A 17,713-nucleotide genomic window follows, 5' to 3' on the forward strand; every position below is an offset into this window, starting at 1 on the left:
ATAAAAATCAAAATATTTTGGAAAAATCTAATTCTCAAACCTACTTTTTATTGCTGACCTTGTACAATATACCCAGTGCAAGAGCTTGCGAAAATTGAATTCCTGGATCCATATCAATATCGTAAACATTAATACTTGTGAAAGTAACGTCTACATATTTTGTAATTTTAGCAATCACGGTAAAATCCAATCGATGATCTATAGTTTTAAATGCCAAAGTCTCATAATTAGCAAATAACTGATAGCGAGAATTGATGCTTAAATTTTCAGAAATCTTTTTGTTGTAGGTTGCAAATAGTTGAAAAGCTAGCCATTCAGTGCGTATGTTTTGTCCAATCGGAACACCATAATTACCCGGAATATTATCACTAATCGCAGAATTACTTACAAATGTAAATCTAGGAGATAGAGGAGCTAATCTTAACGCAAAGTCACTATTTGGTTTATACTCTAAACCAAAACCTGTAGTCAAAAATGCTGGAGCAAAAAATCCTGAAATAAGTCTGTTTTCTGGCCCTGAAAAATCAAATCCATCTGTGAATTGGGTGATAAAGTTGAGAGATGAAAAATAACCCCATTTATCATTAATTTTATAACCAATTTTTGAATCTAAAAAAATCCGGTCATTGGACTTTCTAAACTCCTGACCTTCATTTTTCACAACCCCATAGATTAACTCAAGTTGATTATCCCAAGAAAACTTATCTTTTGCATAATTGGCTTTTCCTGTAGCAATGGAACCAAATGCAATTGAGTTAACTCCCCCTGCTTTCCAGTTACCACTAAACGATGCTTGATTAAAATTAAAACCAATACTAAATTCAGAGTCCCAATAGGTCGTGTCTTGCGGCAAATCAGTTGAAGCCCCATCTTGAGCTTGTAAACCATTGAAAATAATGATAAATAAAATTAATGATAAAACTTTTCTCATTTCCTTGAAATTTAAAATTCTAAAACACATTTATTTTTAAATGTAAAAGATGATTTTTAAAACTCCACAAAATTTCAAATAATTGTTGGCAATAAAAAACGAATTATAAATGAATATAAACCTAATCTAAAAATCAGAACTTACGTTTAGTAACAAAAAAAGAATTATGAGAAGTTTAATCCTTTTGGCCTTTTTTCTATGTGCTTGTAGCTCTATTGACATCTTCAAAGAGAAGATGGAAGTAAGACCTGTTCCTTCCTATCAGACATTTGTCATTGTCAATCAGGAGGCAAAAATAGCAGGTTTTCAAGATACATTTTTGGATGCAATTGCATCAAGTGGCCTACAAAATTTTTTGGAAAGCCAAGGTATGGTTTATGATAAAACAAACCCTGATGTAGTTATCCGATATACATCCAACCAAGACCCCAGACAAAAAGAAACTTATAACGCTCCTATGATGCCAATGTGGGGAATGCGTGTTTGGGATCCATGGATGTTTGACCCCATGTGGAATAACCGAATGAACCCAATTTCAACAAAGAACTATGAGCTATTTCAATTTATTGTAGATTTTATAGACCCTACCCAAGAAAAGCTTGTGATCAGGATTACTGCTGTCACTGAAACAGCCAATCCCCGGGAAAAACAAAAAAAACTAGAAAAAGCCGTAAAATTAGTAGGTAAAGCTTATCTTGAACATACAAACAATCAACCCAAACGATAATGGTTACTAAACGAATCAAATCCTTAAAAGAATTTTATCCCTACTACTTATCAGAACACCAAAATCCCACTTGTAGAAGGCTGCATTTTATTGGAACAGCCCTTGTATTTATGGTATTATTTTTAGCTATTTACCTCGTGAATGCATGGATTTTATTGCTTATTCCATTAATTGGCTATGGATTTGCTTGGATTGGCCATTTTTTTTATGAAAAAAATAAGCCAGCAACTTTTCAATATCCATTGTACAGCTTAGCATCAGATTTTATTCTGTTTTTTGATCTATTAATGGGAAAGCAAAAGTTCAATCCAAAAAATAAGTAAAAAAAAGTCTCTTTTTAATTTTTATTGATTTTTCTCAATTATATTTGTATATTGTTTTTTGTATTTCACAACACCTTATTTGAAACATAATGCTAAAAATAGTTTTAATTGATGACGATCCGATTAGTTCGTTTGTTACAGAAAAATTGATTTCAAGTAACATTGATTGTCCTCACATTATTTACAAATATCAAAGTGCTATTGAGGCATTAGAGAAGGTATCTTCTATAACACCTAATTTTTTATTTTTAGATTTAAACATGCCTGAAATGAACGGCTGGGATTTTCTAGAAAGATATGAACCATCCGATTATAAGCCTGAGGTCTATATCTTAAGTAGTTCTGTTGATGAAAGGGATATTTCCAAAGCATCCAATTATGAAATCGTAAAAGATTATATTTCTAAACCATTGATAAAGAAATTCATCAAGAAAATTTTTGTGTAGCTTTTTTACAAACCTGTAAACATCCTCATTTTTTTAATTGTTATATTCATGGAATTAAATTTTGATGAATATGGCTAAAATAAGTTTAAAGCTGATTGAGGCATTTAGAAAAACTGTTAAGAAACTTAAAAACAACGCTCCATATCAATGGGGACATATGGGAGCCTGCAATTGTGGTAATCTTGCACAGGAATTAACACAGCTAACAAAAGCGGAAATACACCAATTTGCAATGCAGAAAAGCGGTGATTGGAACGATCAATTGATCGATTATTGTCCGACAAGTGGCTATCCTATGGACTTGATGATTTCAAAAATGACAGAAGCAGGGTTGACTATAGATGAGCTTAAACACCTTGAGCGTTTGTCAGATCCAAAAATTCTTCAAAAAATTCCATTTGAACGCAGAGAGAAAATGGAAAAAAACAGGAAAGAGGATGTAATTTTATATATGGAAACATGGGCTGATATCTTAGAAAATGAGTGGCTTAGCCAAAATCCTGTCACCCTTGAAGAAATAAGTAATAAAAATATCCCATCAAAAGTATTGGCTTAAATACATATTTTAACGTATTTAGCAGCAGACAAACCAAGTTGAAACTAATATTAAAATCATTATCACACTATGGAGGAATTAGATGACGATTTCGACGAGTTCGATGACTTTGAAGAGGATGAGTTTGCAGAAGATTTCCAAGACGAAGTCTACGATGCAGACGAAGAAAACGAATTGATTGATGATAATTTCGTTGACTTCGATGACGACGACGACTTTGATGATGATTTCGACGATGAAGATTTTGATGACTTCGATGACGAAATTGACTAATCAGAAATGCAGCGAGTACTTAATTCGCTGCTTTTTATTTTAAAGGCTTTGAAGGAAAGTGCAACCGCCTTATCTTTGGAACGTTTAAAAAAGAGAAAACTATTAAACAGTCATATCATGTTACTACAAATTTTCAGTTCTCCAATTGAGTCAGGAGCCCAGCTATTCTTGTTGATTGTTTGCATCCTTGTAGGATTAGGTGCAGGACTTTCAGCTATTGATTTCAGAAACACCGTCTCCAAAAAAGACGAAGAATAAAAAAAGGAGGCTTTCCCTCCTTTTTTTATTGTCTTTCTATCAATGCACATTTCCCATCATTTTTCGAATTGGTTTACTCAATAATAATAAGAGTAAACCTGTCCCGACAGTAGTAGCGACAATCATCAAATACTGGCTTGGCATCTGTGCCAATGCTTCTTCCGTACCCCCACTCGCCTCACCTGCAATCAGTCCGGCAATCAAATTCCCCAAAGAAACCGATAGAAACCAGATGCCCATCATTTGACCTCCATATTGTGCCGGTGCCAGTTTGGTAACCAAACTCAACCCTACAGGACTCAAACTCAGCTCTCCAAAGGTATGGAGCATATAAGTAAAGATTAACCAAGTTGGTGCAGCCAAATCTCCCGATGCAGCAATCTTGGCAGCAAAATACATAACTAAGAAACCTAACCCTAACAATAATAATCCAAATGCAAATTTCAACGGAGAACTAGGCTCCAAATTCCTTCTACCTAACCATACCCACATAGCACCAAAAAAAGGAGCAAAAAGGATGATAAACATGGAATTTACAGATTGAAAGTATCCTGCTGGAATTTCCCATCCAAATAAATCCCGATCTGTAAAGCGCTCTGCAAACAAATTCAGGGTAGAACCTGCCTGCTCGAAACCAGACCAAAACAAAGCGGAAAACAAAAAGAGAATAGCAATCACTCCCACTTTCTTTTGATCGGACAAATCTAAGCCCCCGAAGAAAATAACATAGCCTAAATAAAGAACTGCGACTGCAGCAATAATATTCCCTGAGGCTTTGGCAATTACCGTAACATCAATCGGAATCACTCCCAAAAAAAAGAGTAATAGCATAAGCGCAAAGATGGCTCCAATCATCAAAATAGCCCGTTGTAACTTCTCTTTTTTCCGTAACTCCTCTGAAGTCACAAATGAAACTTCTTCTCCATAACCGTAAAGACTTCCCCCCGTCAACTTATATTGAATCAATCCTATGACCATTCCCAATCCAGCCAATCCAAAGCCCAAATGCCAATCGTAAATAGCCATAGTACTGCAAGCAATTGGAGCAATAAAAGCACCAATATTGATACCCATATAAAAAATTGAAAATCCAGCATCTCTTTTAGAGCTACCAGCAGGGTACAATTGCCCAACGATAGAGCTGATATTTGGCTTTAGCAAGCCAGTGCCCAAGACGATCAAAATCAATCCTAGAAAGAAGGAATTGGTATCTAATGCGGTTAAGGATTCTTTGACCCCCGTTTCTGGAGATATCCAAGCCATCAAGCCCGGCAAAGCCATAGTAAAGTGACCTAAAGCAATGATAATCCCACCGTACCACACTGACTTTTTTAACCCTAACAAACGGTCTGCAAACCAACCACCGGGTAAAGCAAATAAATATACGCCCATCGTGTACAGCCCGTAGATAGCCCCCGAAGTTTTATCATCAAAACCCAAACCTCCATCGGCGATGGCAGCAGTCATAAACAAGATTAAAAGAGCTCGCATACCATAGTAACTGAAGCGTTCCCACATTTCTGTGAAAAACAAAGTCATCAATCCTTTGGGATGGCCAAATAGGGTTGGGCCAGGAAACAAATCAATCTGTTGATCTTTCATTCAGTCTAATAAATAATTTTTTGTCTATACATTCAAATAGTTATACTTACAATGATAAGATTTTTTTCTCGCTTCCTCACACTACTCAACATAAATCCATTTTCATCAGTAAGACTATTGGTTTTTTGAAAAAATTCAATCAAAACAAGGTTGTTTTTGAAATTATTATAGCTATACTAAATAAGCAAAAATTATTTTCGAAATCGATTGAAAAGCAAAAAAAAGGACTTTTTACACAGGATTGAAATAATTTTATCTCTATCTTTGGGGCTTCATTTGCACAGCTATCCTTTTTATGGAAACACAAGAATTAATCCTACAAAAACCAACCCAAACCTTATCTTCTTTAGGGATACACACCACCAAACAGGTATTTTGTAACCTTACACCTGCCGAATTGGTAGAACATGCACTTCAAAACGGTGAGGGCACACTAACCGATGTTGGCGCATTGATGGCCGATACCGGTGAATTTACGGGAAGATCGCCAAAAGACAGATTCGTTGTCCTTGATGAACAGACCAAGGACTCCGTATGGTGGGGAGATATCAATATCCCTTTTGAGGAAGAGAAATTTGATCTTCTATTGGACAAAATGCTCAACTTCCTGAAAGATAAAAATCTTTACACCAGACAAGCATTTGCAGGAGTCGATGCCCGCTACCGATTAAACCTGACGGTTGTCAATACCTTAGCTTGGCATAATTTATTTTGTAACAACATGTTCCTCCGGCCTACAGCGGAAGAATTGCAGAACTTCAGTAGTGACTTTACGATCATCTGCGCTCCGGAATTTGAAGCCGACCCTGCGGTAGATGGCACCAGACAAAAAAACTTTGCCATCATCAACTTTAGCAAGCGCATGCTTCTAATAGGAGGCACAGCATACGCTGGCGAAATGAAAAAAGGAATTTTTTCTATTTTGAATTATATTTTACCTCATGAACATCGGGTATTATCTATGCACTGTTCTGCAAATATGGGCAAAGATGGAGACACTGCTGTTTTTTTTGGTTTATCCGGTACAGGAAAAACAACCCTTTCAGCAGACCCAAAAAGAGCGCTTATCGGCGATGATGAACATGCTTGGACCGAAGACTCCATATTCAATTTTGAGGGCGGCTGCTATGCAAAAGTAATCGATTTGAGCCGTGAAAAAGAACCTCAGATCTGGGATGCCATCAAATTTGGTGCGATTGTAGAGAATACACGGTTTTTTCCTGGAAGCAGAACGGTGGACTATAGCAATAAAGAAGTTACTGAAAATACGCGTACCTCCTACCCTATTGATCATATTTCCAACGCATTGATTCCATCCGAGGCAGGTATTCCGAAAAATATCTTCTTCTTAACCGCAGATGCTTTTGGAGTGATCCCTCCTATCTCTAAGCTGAACAAGAGTCAGGCAATGTATCACTTCATTTCAGGTTACACTGCCAAGGTAGCAGGAACAGAAGTAGGGATTACAGAGCCTAAAACCACCTTCTCCGCATGTTTTGGAGCTGCTTTCCTACCCTTGCACCCCACGCAGTACGCAGCTCTGTTTGGTGAGAAGATGGAAAAACATCAGGTGAATGTGTGGTTGATAAACACCGGCTGGACAGGAGGTCCCTATGGAGTAGGCAATCGCATGAAGCTAGCCTATACCCGGGCCATGATTACTGCTGCATTAGAAGGAGCTTTGGACAATGTAGGCTATCGTACCCATAGCGTGTTTGGCGTTGGCATTCCTGAGACCTGTCCAAATGTTCCGGATGAAGTTTTAAGTCCACGGGCAACTTGGGCAGACAAAGAAGCGTATGATAAAAAGGCTAGAGAATTAGGAGCTGCATTTATCCAAAATTTTGAAAAGTACAAAGAATTTGCCAGCGAAGATATCCTGGCAGGTGCTCCAAACCTATAAAATCTAACTCTTTTCCGAGTTATAAACCCAAACAGAAGGGCGCTGAAAAGTGCCCTTTTTTTATACTGTGAATAAATTGATATCTTCCTAAAGGTAGACGTGAGACGCTAGATATTAGAAGTTAGACAAGAGGATCTCACAGAACACACGGAAAGGACAGAAAAATGCGTGGAGAAATATTTTTAGCTAAGAAGCAGTTTTTGGATGATCGTCCTTAATGTTAATTATATTCTTTTCACACAAGAGCAAAACATCATTTTTCTAAAAAGGCAGGTGTCGTTTTGTTGTTTTCCAAGAAAATCTCCTAAAAAATACCCTGATCAGGGTATTGTAACTACAACCTATTTTTCAAACCTTACAAGAGTAATAAAATTATTTTACTGACAATTTATGTCACTAATTTTACTTATATGGAAGTAGTTTTTACCTTACAGAAAAATTTATAGTTATGAGGTTTAAAATAAATCTAGCAAGAACAAGTCGAGGAAAATTTATTCCAATTAACTATAAATACGAATTATCATCCGTCATTTATAAAATCATCAATAATTCAGATAGTGATTTTGCAAAATTTTTGCATGAATCGGGTTATACTGTCAAAGGGAATAGTTTCAAACTATTTACTTTTTCTCAACTAAAATTTGATAAGAGTAAAGTTTACACAAGTGAGCAGCGGATAGAACATCAAGGTGAGTATGCTTATTTTTACATAAGCTTTTTGGTAGATAAAGCTGCCGAAGAATTTGTTAAGGGATTATTTATTCATCAAAAAATTAGCATTGGCGACAAAATTTCAAGGATAGATTTTGAAGTAGTTGGGATAGAAGGCTCTACTCCACCAATATTTCAAGAAAAAATGAACTACAGATGTATTTCCCCTTTACTCATAAAGCAAAAAAGAGCAGATGGAGGTGAAAATTACTTAGCCCCTAATCAGGATTTTTACAAAGAAATACTGATTCAAAACTTATGCAATAAGTCTCTTGCATTTGCATTAACAACTGAACATAAATTTTTAACAGAATCCGTTCCTTCGTGTGAATTATTGGTCCATGGAAAAGTATATAAAAAAGGTGTGCGCATTAAACAACACACTCATATGGCCTCTCATCTCATAGGGTACATGTTCGAGTTTCAGCTTACTGCACCGGTTGAGCTTCAGGAAATAGGTTATTATGCCGGATTTGGGCATTTGGGTAGTCAGGGATTTGGGTGTGTGGAGGTGAAACAATAAAGAAATGATTATCCTAAAACCAACATATTGTCAGGATTTAAGAGTGGAAGTTAATTTAACCTTTTCGGAACTATCTTTTTTTAGTTTTTCCTTGATCTCTTCGACAAAAGGTGCAAACTTCTTTTCCAAATCATTCATCCTTTCTTTTGACATGGGATTGATTGGTAGGTTACGATCATTAAAGCAAATTGGGATGTATTTTTTGGACATAAGTGATACCAAGCGAATTGAAAAACATCTTTACATGCAGCAATTAAATCCTACATTCCTTCATATTACCTCATATTTATTTTACAGAGGAAACTTAATCAAAAAAACAAAACAGTCATTGTGGAATTACTTTTCTGCTTTTTGTAAGCGAATAGCTTCCTTCAAAAGCTTTTCCGCCTCTTCCCTACTCAAGCGTACAGCTTTTGATTTCAATAAATTCCATACATTTTCTTTTTCTTCTTTTGTATGGGCATTAGCAAATGGATTAGGACTGAAGTTAGCTTTTGATTTCATAGACCAAATATATAAAAAAAATGGTGATTTCAACCTTTGCAATAATAGGATTCAATCTCATTTTCATCAGCAACTTTCACCTGAATTATCTGCCTTTTCAATTCTACTACACGAGAAGCAATCAACAGGATTCTCTTACTTTGACTATAGCCACAAGCTAGGGTATAAAACTCTTTCAAAGGAAAACCTGGGATATTATGCAATTTGTGATTTGCATTTGACAGAACAGACAAAATTTCTCTTTGTGAGATTCCATCAGGATAATCTCCGTTCGCGAGGCTTAGCTCAGAAAAATCTATATCCATATTCCTTTAGCTTTTATTTGATTAGAAAACTGGAGGAAAACAAATTCCTCCAGGGAATCCACATTGGTGCGATTAAAGATTTCAACTTACAAATCTGATACTCTTTCAATTCCTGTGGAGATGTAAAGATAAAAAAACTATCTTACTAATATAATACTTGAGAAAAAAATATTAATTTGCTAATATGATTAAAGAACTCACACAATTCATATATACTGTTCCTGAAATAATAAAGGAACGCGCACTTGAGCCAAAGGCAGGTCTTCATATTCTTATAAAATTTGATGAAGAAGGTAACGCTCATATTCTAGGAAGCGAACGCTACTTAGGAAAAAAACATGGAGAAACATCTCAATTCCTAAAGGAATGTGCTAAAAAGCAGGAATCTGCTTGGATGATAGATACAAATAAGTGTTTTGACTTACCTGCCAAGGGAATCCATTCTGCCAGCCCCTTTTGTGTAGCATTTAAACGAGAATCTTGGATTGGTGGAGAGAAGTATCCAAAAGACAGTACCAAGCCAAACATCAAGGAACGTTTGGAGGGTTATTTCTCAAAAACCTTCGATATAAAGTTTAAACTGGATGATCTAGAGAAACAAAAGGCTGTACAATTCAAAAATTTCCTGCAAAATCAGTTAGATGAAATTTTAAATAAACTACCGGCATATGAGGAACTGGATGCTAGTAATTATATAATTTTTTACAAAGATGAACCAATTGAAAAGTACATTAACTTTAAAGAACTTTATATTGCTGACGGTCTTTTTAATACTTCTGAGTTCAATATTGAAGTAGAAGATCAGATATTGGGCACAAGTAATTTTTATAATGGATTCAATAGTAAAAAACCTTTTTTAACACATCAAACAGCAGCTTTCGATATCACGGGTAGAATAAGTGCCCAAGAAGCTAAAGCGCTTACAGAGTTCCAGCTTTATGCCAACAAAAGGTTGTTACCAAATCCTTTGCCTATATTTATTGATGAACCAGAATTAACGGAAAAAGCTATACAGTATTTTCATCGAACAGAAAATCAAAAACTATCTCACAGAGATATTATTAGAGAATTACTTTTCAAAAAGCAAAAAGATATAGGCAATTACTATTTACTATATATCACAACCGGAAAAAAAGTAGAACTCAAGGATTTCGAATATATATCTAAATTCCAGTATTTATTGTCTAATGTAAAAGATGAGGATGGAAATCCTAAAAGATGGATTATTGAGAATGTAACAGAGAATGAGAAATATATCAATAAGAAAGAGCAGGAACTAGTCAAGGCAATCTACCTTACTGATGTCTTTGACTTTGAAAGAGAAGTGATAGGTCGCTTATTTGATTATAAACTAGTAAATTATGATGAAGAAAAAGGAGCTACATTTAAATATTTTGAGGAAATCGAATCTAAATGGTATCGACCAACAATGTTTTCACTTATGCTCAAATACCGAAAGCCTGTCTATGATTTTATTTATAAGTCCATGAGATCAAGTTTAGGATGGCAGCAATTTACGGACATCTGTATGGCTGGAATTATGGATGATTTGAAAGAAAATAAAGCCAATACTATAAGATCAAAACTTAACATATATTTCAGTCTGTGCCAATATTTTGCAAATAATCTAAATCAATCAATTATGCCAAATAAAATAGAAGAATACAAGATCCGACTATTGGAGGTTCTTGAAAATGATGATCTACATTATCATCATGAAAATGATGCAGAACTTTTTGCTTTTGGAGCTGGTCAATTAATTTATTTCCTATTGGACCAAAGCGAGACTAATGAAAAAACTCATGCTTTACTTGAACCATTTTTACAAAAGACAACAGCTAAACCATTTCAGGATGCAATAATCAACACTTTCAACAAATACAAACACAAGCTTAGTTTAAGAAGGAAAAAACTAAATAAACTCCTTAGTGAGACATTGGGCTTTCCAATTAAAGAAGGACAACTAACTGAACTAAGAGCAACTTTACTTGTTGGCTATTTCTGTCCAAACATTTTCTACACTAAAAAAACTGAATCACAAAACTAAAAAAGTAAAAATATGAGCAAGTTTAACAAAAGAGCCTACGGAGCTGTCGTAATTAAAAGCATCAACTCCAATTACAATGCTGATTTCACACATCAACCTAGAACTTTACCCGATGGCCGTGTTTATGCGACAGATAAGGCCTTGAAGTATTTGGTAAGAAATTATCTACAGCACGAAGGTGGCGAAAAAATCTTCTATTACAAAACGCTTAAGGAAGATACACTTAATCCCAGGTCTCTAGATGAAACCTATGTGAAATATTTCGGAGAAATTCCTAAAGGCGAAGGGAAAGGCGCAGAAAAGGATGCATCGATAAAAAGGAAAATGCTAGGTAACCTGCTCCAATGTCTTGATGTAAGGCTTTTTGGAGGAACCTATGCAGGAGCTACTAATCTATCCATGCACGGACCTGTACAAATTACACATGGCATTAATCAATTTGTAAGAGGAGAGATTTATTCCGAACAAATCATGTCTCCTTTTAGAAACTCAAATGATGATAAAGCAGACTCTGCCATGACTACCCTTGGTTCTCAGTCAAAACTTAGAGAAGGTCATTATGTACATGGTGTTTCGGTTAATTCAAAAAACCTTGAAATGCTTACACAGCTTTCGGGTACTGAAAATCATTTAAGTACGGATGATATAGAGAAACTCAAACTTGGACTGAGAAGTGGAGCTACTTACTACAATTCCTCTGCAAAAGCTGGTACCGACAATGAGATGCTTGTTTGGGTTGAACTAAAAGAAGGTTCTAAACTGGTGCTTCCTTCTTTTACTGAGTTAATTCAAGTAACGGATAATGACAAAAGGGATATAGATTTAGCTGCCCTATCGGGTTTATTAGAACAAAAGCATATTCTGGCAGAGATTGAAAAAATTGAGGTTTATTACAATAAAGCGACTACCTCAGTAATTAACCTTCCTAGCGGTGCTATTGAACTAGATCTTTGATTATGGAAAAACTAGTTTCTATAGATCTATGTGCCGATTTTGGATTCTTAAGGAAGCCTGATACCAATGACGGGATAGCCATGAGTTATAACATGCTCCATAAACCTGCTGTTATTGGAATATTTGGTGCTATCCTAGGATTGGAAGGCTATCAGAAAAGAGGTGTACTGCCCCAATACTATCAAGTACTCCATGACCTAAAAATAGGAATTGAGCCAATTGGTGCTGAAAAGGGAAATTTCCCCAAAACTACCATCGTATATACCAATACCGTTGGCTATGCAAATAAGGATGGGAATTTTATTGCCTATGAAAATACTTTGATAAAGCCTGGCTATAGAGTATATATTTCTTTACCATCCGATCATTCGCTATATGACTACCTTAAAAGCGGTGAATCTGAGTATATCCCCTATCTAGGGAAAAATGAATTTCCAGTATGGTGGCATAAGGATAGTTTCAAGGAATATGACTTGAAACCTTTTGACTTTGATCGAGAATATGTGGTAAAGACCTTATTCTCTAAAAAAGAAGGTGATGTTAGTAGAAGCCAAGAAGTGAATATGAAGAGTATAGGATTTGGAGCTACTTTATCCAAACTTATAGATTCTTTTTTCTATTTCGAAAGATTGCCAATAGGCTTTCAGGAGTTTAATACTAAGAGAGGTAAAGAGTATCAATATGAGCTTGATTCTTTTGTTTTTTCCAATGCAAAATTTTCAAATGACTACAGATTAGATAACCTATATGTAATTGAAGGAAATGAAGTAGTTCAACTGAATTAATATGAAATCATTTAAGGAGTTAATATCAATTTCAGATGTTTTTAGTTTATTAAAGCAACCGAAAATTTACTTGGCTCATACTCCCGATGAAACTTTGAGTGACCATATGAAATTGGTCACTCAATATTTTCAAGGTTTAGTAAATAAACATGGATTAGAACCTTTGCTTGACCTTCAGTTTTTGAAAGTTTCGAATCAATCTGTCTCAATTGCTGAATATAGTAAACAACTTTTTTGGAATGCAATCCTTTACCATGATTTTGGGAAAGTGAATGAAAATTTTCAGCGAAAGCTGAAAAACTATAATCACTTCTCTGAAAATGTGAAAAATGGGATAGATTCACAACATTCTATCTTAAGTGCTTATCTGTTTCTAATGCACCAATTGACTGTTGCCTATAAATTGTTTAGTGAGGAAGAACCTGAAATGCAACAAAAAATAATTTGTCTAATTTTTGCATTTGCTCATAATATTATAAGGCACCATAATTCAAAGCTAGATGACCTCTCCGACCCTAACGTTTTCCAAAAGCTCAATTCTGAATTAATAAATCAATTGGAAAATTATCTCTCTTGCTACGAGCAAGTTGTGCCATCTGAATTGATGAATGGTTTTGTTTCCTTGAAAAGGAATAATGTGATATTTAAAAACCTAGGATTTGAGTGGTTTTCATTGATTCGTTTAAATTTTTCTCTGCTAACAGCATCTGATTATTACGCTACATCACATTACTGCAATAAATGGACAAAACCTTATGATGAGTTTGGAGTGCTATCTATTGAGCAAAAAGATCGACACTTTCAAAATTTGCAAGAAACCCAAACCCACAATAAGAATCTCTATTTAAAACAGAAAGAGTTTCACAGCCAACCATTAGAGGAACTTCAGGAGCCATCAAACACCCACCTTAACAAACTACGCTCTAAAATGGCTGCTGAAACGATTGAAAAAATACGTGGAAATGCTGATAAAAAACTTTTTTATATAGAAGCACCAACGGGAGGAGGTAAGACCAATATGGCTTTCATAGCTACTCAAGAATTACTTCAAGCGAACCCTGAATTAAATAAGGTTTTTTATGTTTTCCCATTCACAACATTAGTGACCCAAACACAAAAAGCGGCAATACAAACGCTAGGATTACAATCAGATGAGTGGATGGAGCTGCATGGTCGGGCTGCATGGAAACAAAAAGAAGATCCTGAAAAAGATAAGGATGGATTGTATGGAGACGAACGTCTGGATGATATTCACAATCAATTTGTAAACTATCCATATACTTTTCTCAGTCATGTTCGATTTTTTGACATTCTAAAAGCCAATGACAAGAGCAGTATTTACTTAATGCACAGACTTGCCAATAGCATTGTTGTAATCGATGAAATCCAAGCATACAACCCAATACTTTGGGACAAAATGGCCTATTTGATTCGGGAATATGCAAATGCTCTAAATATAAGATTCATTGTAATGTCTGCAACTTTGCCAAAGATTGGTGATCTAGCTGCTTCTGAATTCTGCTACCTTATTCCCAATGCTATCGAACGCTATTTTGTGAATCCAAATTTCGCAGATCGTGTAAGCTTTAGTGATGAACTACTTCAAAAAAATCGTCCTGAGAAAGAAGAAAGGGAATCATATCTTGAATGGTTGACAAAGGTAGTTTTTGAAAAGTCGGAGCAATACAGACAAACCAATGGTCAAGTACGAACAATCATTGAATTCATATTTAAAAAATCGACTACTGAATTTGCATTGTTTGCAGAAAAATTATTTCAAGAGTATGAAATCAAAATTTTAAGTGGAACTATTCTTGAGCCGAGAAGAAAACAGATTATTGAAGAGCTTAAAAGTGAAGAAAATAAGAGCAAAAATGTTCTTCTAATTACGACTCAAGTAGTTGAAGCAGGAGTGGATATTGATATGGATCTTGGTTTTAAAAACCGTTCCATTATAGATTCAGAGGAACAATTAGCTGGCAGAGTCAACAGAAACGTAAATAAGAAAAACTGCATGGTTTATCTCTTTGAACTTGATGATGCCTCAGTTATCTATGGTAAGGATAGAAGGTTTAAGGAAACAAGATCACATCTTGAAAATGAATACTTCGATATTCTTAAACATAAGAGCTTTGATAGGCTTTATGAAAAGGTAAAGGAATGGCTAAGTATTACCAATCAGGAAAGTAATTTAGCTGGAACAGCCTCTTCGTATGAGAAAGAGTTAATAGGGAAACTAAACTTCCCAAAGATTGATGAAGAATTTACGCTGATTGGACATTCGAATACAAGTGTCTTTGTTCCTCTTGATCTACCTGATGCATCTTCTGTTTTTTCGAATCAACAATTACAATTTTTAGAAGAATTTGGGGTAAAAATTTATGAGGGTAAACTTTCTGGAGAAGAGGTTTTTAATCTTTACAAAAATCTGATTACAAGTAATTTAGATGGTTTTAATGCAAAAAAAAGAAATCTAAAAATGCTACAATCCATCATGTCTGTGTACACATTTTCTCTATTCTCCGATAGTAAAGTAGTAAAAGAACTTAAAGCTGGAGGAAATCGGGAAGAGTATGGATACCTTTATTTAGCATCACATGAACAGGTTTATGATTTTGAAAAAGGATTGGAAGACAACAAGTTTAGAGAAATGATTTTCTTGTAGTTCAATTATTACGCAAGTTATGTAACGGTAATTCCATAATTAATCAATTTATAATTTATGCAAATAAACGCTACCCTAATCAACCTCTTTCATGTTTGCAAGCGCCAAATGTGGCTGCATGCTCATGGAATCAGAATGGAGCATAATTCTGAGGTGGTAGCCGAAGGCAAACTCATTGGCGAAACTACCTATCAAGACAGAGCACAGAAATATACCGAACTACAAATTGGAAACATCAAAATTGACTACTACGATGCTAAAAACAAAGTAATCCATGAAGTGAAGAAGTCTGACAAGGCGGAATATGCCCACATCGCTCAGGTGAAATACTATATGTACGTATTACAGCAGCATGGAATTGAGGGAGTCACCGCCATACTGGAATATCCCAAAATGCGCCAAAAACAGGTAGTGGAATGGGAAGATGGAGATGACTCAATGGTTCAAGAGTGGATGAAGGCCATTCAAGACTTGATAGCCCAAGATAACTGCCCGCCTCTGAAGAAAAAGAGCATTTGCCGTTCCTGCAGTTATTATGATTTTTGTTATTCTGGTGAAGACCCTGAATAATATATAAACCCTCCTTTCTCAAATTCAATTTGAATATAATACTTAAAATGACCAATCAATTCTTATGAAAAAGACCTACTACCTCTTTAATCCAGGAAGAATGAGCAGAAAAGACAATACGCTCAAGTTCACTCCTGTAGATGAATCTGGTAAAGAAGGTATGCCTAAGTACATCCCAGTGGAGGGGGTATCTGATTTCTATTGTTTCGGTTCACTCGATGCTAACAGTGCACTCTACAATTTTTTAGGAAAAAATGGAATAAGCGTGCACTTTTTCGATTATTACGAGCACTATACTGGAAGTTTTCAATCTAAAGAATACTTGCTAGCCGGTAAAATGCAAATTAACCAAACCCAACATTATCTCCATACTGGAAAACGTATGGCCATCGCCCAGAAATTGATAACTGGAGCGGCATTCAATTTGTCCAAAAATCTTAGGTATTACCATAATCGAGGTAAAGATCTGGAACTTCAGCTAGCAAAAATTGAACACTATGCCAAAGAAATTGAAAATACCACTACCATACCTGGGCTGATGGGTATAGAAGGTAATATTCGACAGGTATATTATCAGGCATTTGACATAATCGTCAAGGAACATGCGATGGAAGGCAGAAGCAAGCAGCCACCCATGAATGAGCTTAATGCCTTGATTTCATTTGGGAATATGATGTGCTACACCCTATGCTTGGATCAAATTTACCATACCCAATTGAACCCAACAATAAGCTTTTTGCATGAACCTGGATACAGGAGATATTCCTTGGCGCTTGATTTAGCAGAGATTTTCAAGCCAATTTTAGTTGATAGAACAATATTTAGGGTTTTGAACAAAAAAGAAATTCAATCTAAAGATTTTGATTTCCATGTCAACAAAGTAATATTAAAAGAATCAGGAAAAAAGGTTTTTATCCGGGCATTTGAGGAGCGACTCAATGAAACCATCAAGCACCGCACATTGAATAAGCAAGTGAGCTACAAAAGTTTGGTGAAATTGGAATGTTACAAACTCAGCAAGCATCTTTTGGGAATGGAAACCTATCAGCCTTTTAAAATTTGGTGGTAGGGATTGATCGATTGAAGGGTTAAATAATTGAAGGGTTGAAAAGATCAATTAACGAACTGAATACTAAATTTATGTTTTATAATAATGGAAAAGAGCAGGGATTTTAATGAGAATAACCGGTTTGCATTTATTAAGCAGGTACAAAATCGATCAAAGAATTTAGCGCTTGAGGTAATTAAGATCTGTGATGACTTGCCAAGCAAAAAATCATCATCTGTGAAATCTTATCAAATCATTAAAAGTACCACTTCTCAATCAGCAAATTACTGCGCAGCATGTAGGGCAAGGTCGGGAGCAGAATTTTTTAGTAAAATTTCAATTGTTGTCGAAGAGGCTGATGAAACATGCTTTTGCTTGAAATGTTATTTGAAGCTCAATTAATTGATGTAGAAACATTTCAAAAGTTATTCAAAGAATCTGAAGAATTATTGAGCATATTCTCAACTGCAAGAAAAAATTCAAAATCACTAGTGTCCGAGAAACGATTTTAAAATAAGGGTAGATTCAATTGCTTAAACCTACCCTATTTTGTGTACTTTGTGTTTACGACAACATAAATTA

At 35.3% G+C, this 17,713-nt stretch carries 19 protein-coding genes; 15 read left to right on the forward strand and 4 right to left on the reverse strand.

Annotated features, from left to right (window positions below; all coding sequences use genetic code 11):
• Positions 1–40: 40 nt before the first annotated feature.
• Positions 41–931 carry a DUF3078 domain-containing protein gene (locus IE080_RS01620; RefSeq protein WP_189578677.1) on the reverse strand — a complete coding sequence of 297 codons (891 nt, stop codon included), beginning with the start codon at positions 929–931 and terminating at the stop codon, positions 41–43.
• A 166-nt stretch (positions 932–1,097) separates the two neighbouring features.
• Between IE080_RS01620 and IE080_RS01625 the strand changes: the two genes are divergently transcribed.
• The 6 genes from IE080_RS01625 (at position 1,098) to IE080_RS01650 (ending at position 3,514) form a co-directional block, all read left to right on the forward strand.
• Entirely contained in the window at positions 1,098–1,658 is a 561-nt protein-coding gene (locus tag IE080_RS01625) for a DUF4136 domain-containing protein (RefSeq protein WP_189578678.1), read from the forward strand.
• Positions 1,658–1,981, forward strand: a complete 324-nt coding sequence (locus tag IE080_RS01630) for an Mpo1-like protein (protein WP_189578679.1) — start codon at positions 1,658–1,660, stop codon at positions 1,979–1,981. Before IE080_RS01625 ends, IE080_RS01630 begins: the two co-directional genes overlap by 1 nt.
• Before the next feature lie 89 nt (positions 1,982–2,070).
• The gene (locus IE080_RS01635; RefSeq protein ID WP_189578680.1) at positions 2,071–2,427 is read left to right on the forward strand and encodes a response regulator; all 357 of its coding nucleotides are present in this window, start codon (positions 2,071–2,073) and stop codon (positions 2,425–2,427) included.
• 70 nt (positions 2,428–2,497) lie between these two features.
• Positions 2,498–2,983 carry a hypothetical protein gene (locus IE080_RS01640; RefSeq protein ID WP_189578681.1) on the forward strand — a complete coding sequence of 162 codons (486 nt, stop codon included), beginning with the start codon at positions 2,498–2,500 and terminating at the stop codon, positions 2,981–2,983.
• 69 nt (positions 2,984–3,052) lie between these two features.
• Positions 3,053–3,256 (forward strand): hypothetical protein, encoded by a 204-nt coding sequence (locus tag IE080_RS01645; RefSeq protein WP_189578682.1) that lies wholly within the window; start codon positions 3,053–3,055, stop codon positions 3,254–3,256.
• 117 nt (positions 3,257–3,373) lie between these two features.
• Positions 3,374–3,514, forward strand: coding sequence for a hypothetical protein (locus tag IE080_RS01650; RefSeq protein WP_189578683.1), 141 nt, complete (start codon positions 3,374–3,376; stop codon positions 3,512–3,514).
• Between the two features lie 39 nt (positions 3,515–3,553).
• Here IE080_RS01650 and IE080_RS01655 read toward each other — a convergent pair whose 3' ends face one another.
• Positions 3,554–5,116: a peptide MFS transporter gene (locus tag IE080_RS01655; protein ID WP_189578684.1), complete on the reverse strand. Its 1,563-nt coding sequence runs from the start codon at positions 5,114–5,116 to the stop codon at positions 3,554–3,556.
• 295 nt (positions 5,117–5,411) lie between these two features.
• Between IE080_RS01655 and pckA the strand changes: the two genes are divergently transcribed.
• Together pckA and cas6 are read left to right on the forward strand one after the other, a co-directional pair.
• Positions 5,412–7,019 carry a phosphoenolpyruvate carboxykinase (ATP) gene (gene pckA / locus IE080_RS01660; RefSeq protein ID WP_189578685.1) on the forward strand — a complete coding sequence of 536 codons (1,608 nt, stop codon included), beginning with the start codon at positions 5,412–5,414 and terminating at the stop codon, positions 7,017–7,019.
• 448 nt (positions 7,020–7,467) lie between these two features.
• Positions 7,468–8,253: a CRISPR-associated endoribonuclease Cas6 gene (cas6, locus tag IE080_RS01665; protein ID WP_189578686.1), complete on the forward strand. Its 786-nt coding sequence runs from the start codon at positions 7,468–7,470 to the stop codon at positions 8,251–8,253.
• Between the two features lie 336 nt (positions 8,254–8,589).
• Here cas6 and IE080_RS01670 read toward each other — a convergent pair whose 3' ends face one another.
• Both IE080_RS01670 and IE080_RS01675 read right to left on the reverse strand, forming a co-directional pair.
• Positions 8,590–8,757, reverse strand: a complete 168-nt coding sequence (locus IE080_RS01670; protein WP_189578687.1) for a hypothetical protein — start codon at positions 8,755–8,757, stop codon at positions 8,590–8,592.
• 29 nt (positions 8,758–8,786) lie between these two features.
• A complete protein-coding gene (locus IE080_RS01675; RefSeq protein WP_189578688.1) occupies positions 8,787–9,062 on the reverse strand; it encodes a hypothetical protein in 276 nt (91 codons plus the stop codon).
• A gap of 184 nt (positions 9,063–9,246) precedes the next feature.
• Here IE080_RS01675 and IE080_RS01680 point away from each other — a divergent pair, with 184 nt between their 5' ends.
• From IE080_RS01680 to IE080_RS19710, 7 genes are all read left to right on the forward strand, one after another.
• Positions 9,247–11,109 (forward strand): hypothetical protein, encoded by a 1,863-nt coding sequence (locus tag IE080_RS01680; protein WP_189578689.1) that lies wholly within the window; start codon positions 9,247–9,249, stop codon positions 11,107–11,109.
• A 12-nt stretch (positions 11,110–11,121) separates the two neighbouring features.
• Complete coding sequence (locus IE080_RS01685; RefSeq protein WP_189578690.1) at positions 11,122–12,063, forward strand: type I CRISPR-associated protein Cas7; 942 nt, start codon at positions 11,122–11,124, stop codon at positions 12,061–12,063.
• Between the two features lie 2 nt (positions 12,064–12,065).
• A complete protein-coding gene (gene cas5 / locus IE080_RS01690; protein ID WP_189578691.1) occupies positions 12,066–12,848 on the forward strand; it encodes a CRISPR-associated protein Cas5 in 783 nt (260 codons plus the stop codon).
• 1 nt (position 12,849) lies between these two features.
• Positions 12,850–15,513, forward strand: a complete 2,664-nt coding sequence (cas3, locus tag IE080_RS01695) for a CRISPR-associated helicase Cas3' (RefSeq protein WP_189578692.1) — start codon at positions 12,850–12,852, stop codon at positions 15,511–15,513.
• A 57-nt stretch (positions 15,514–15,570) separates the two neighbouring features.
• Positions 15,571–16,083 (forward strand): CRISPR-associated protein Cas4, encoded by a 513-nt coding sequence (gene cas4 / locus IE080_RS01700; protein ID WP_189578693.1) that lies wholly within the window; start codon positions 15,571–15,573, stop codon positions 16,081–16,083.
• Between the two features lie 64 nt (positions 16,084–16,147).
• Positions 16,148–17,152, forward strand: a complete 1,005-nt coding sequence (cas1b, locus tag IE080_RS01705; protein ID WP_189578694.1) for a type I-B CRISPR-associated endonuclease Cas1b — start codon at positions 16,148–16,150, stop codon at positions 17,150–17,152.
• Between the two features lie 84 nt (positions 17,153–17,236).
• Positions 17,237–17,533, forward strand: a complete 297-nt coding sequence (locus IE080_RS19710) for a four helix bundle protein (RefSeq protein ID WP_189578695.1) — start codon at positions 17,237–17,239, stop codon at positions 17,531–17,533.
• The last annotated feature ends 180 nt before the right edge of the window (positions 17,534–17,713 follow it).

It is taken from the genome of Mongoliitalea lutea, assembly GCF_014652135.1.
GTDB lineage: Bacteria > Bacteroidota > Bacteroidia > Cytophagales > Cyclobacteriaceae > Mongoliitalea > Mongoliitalea lutea.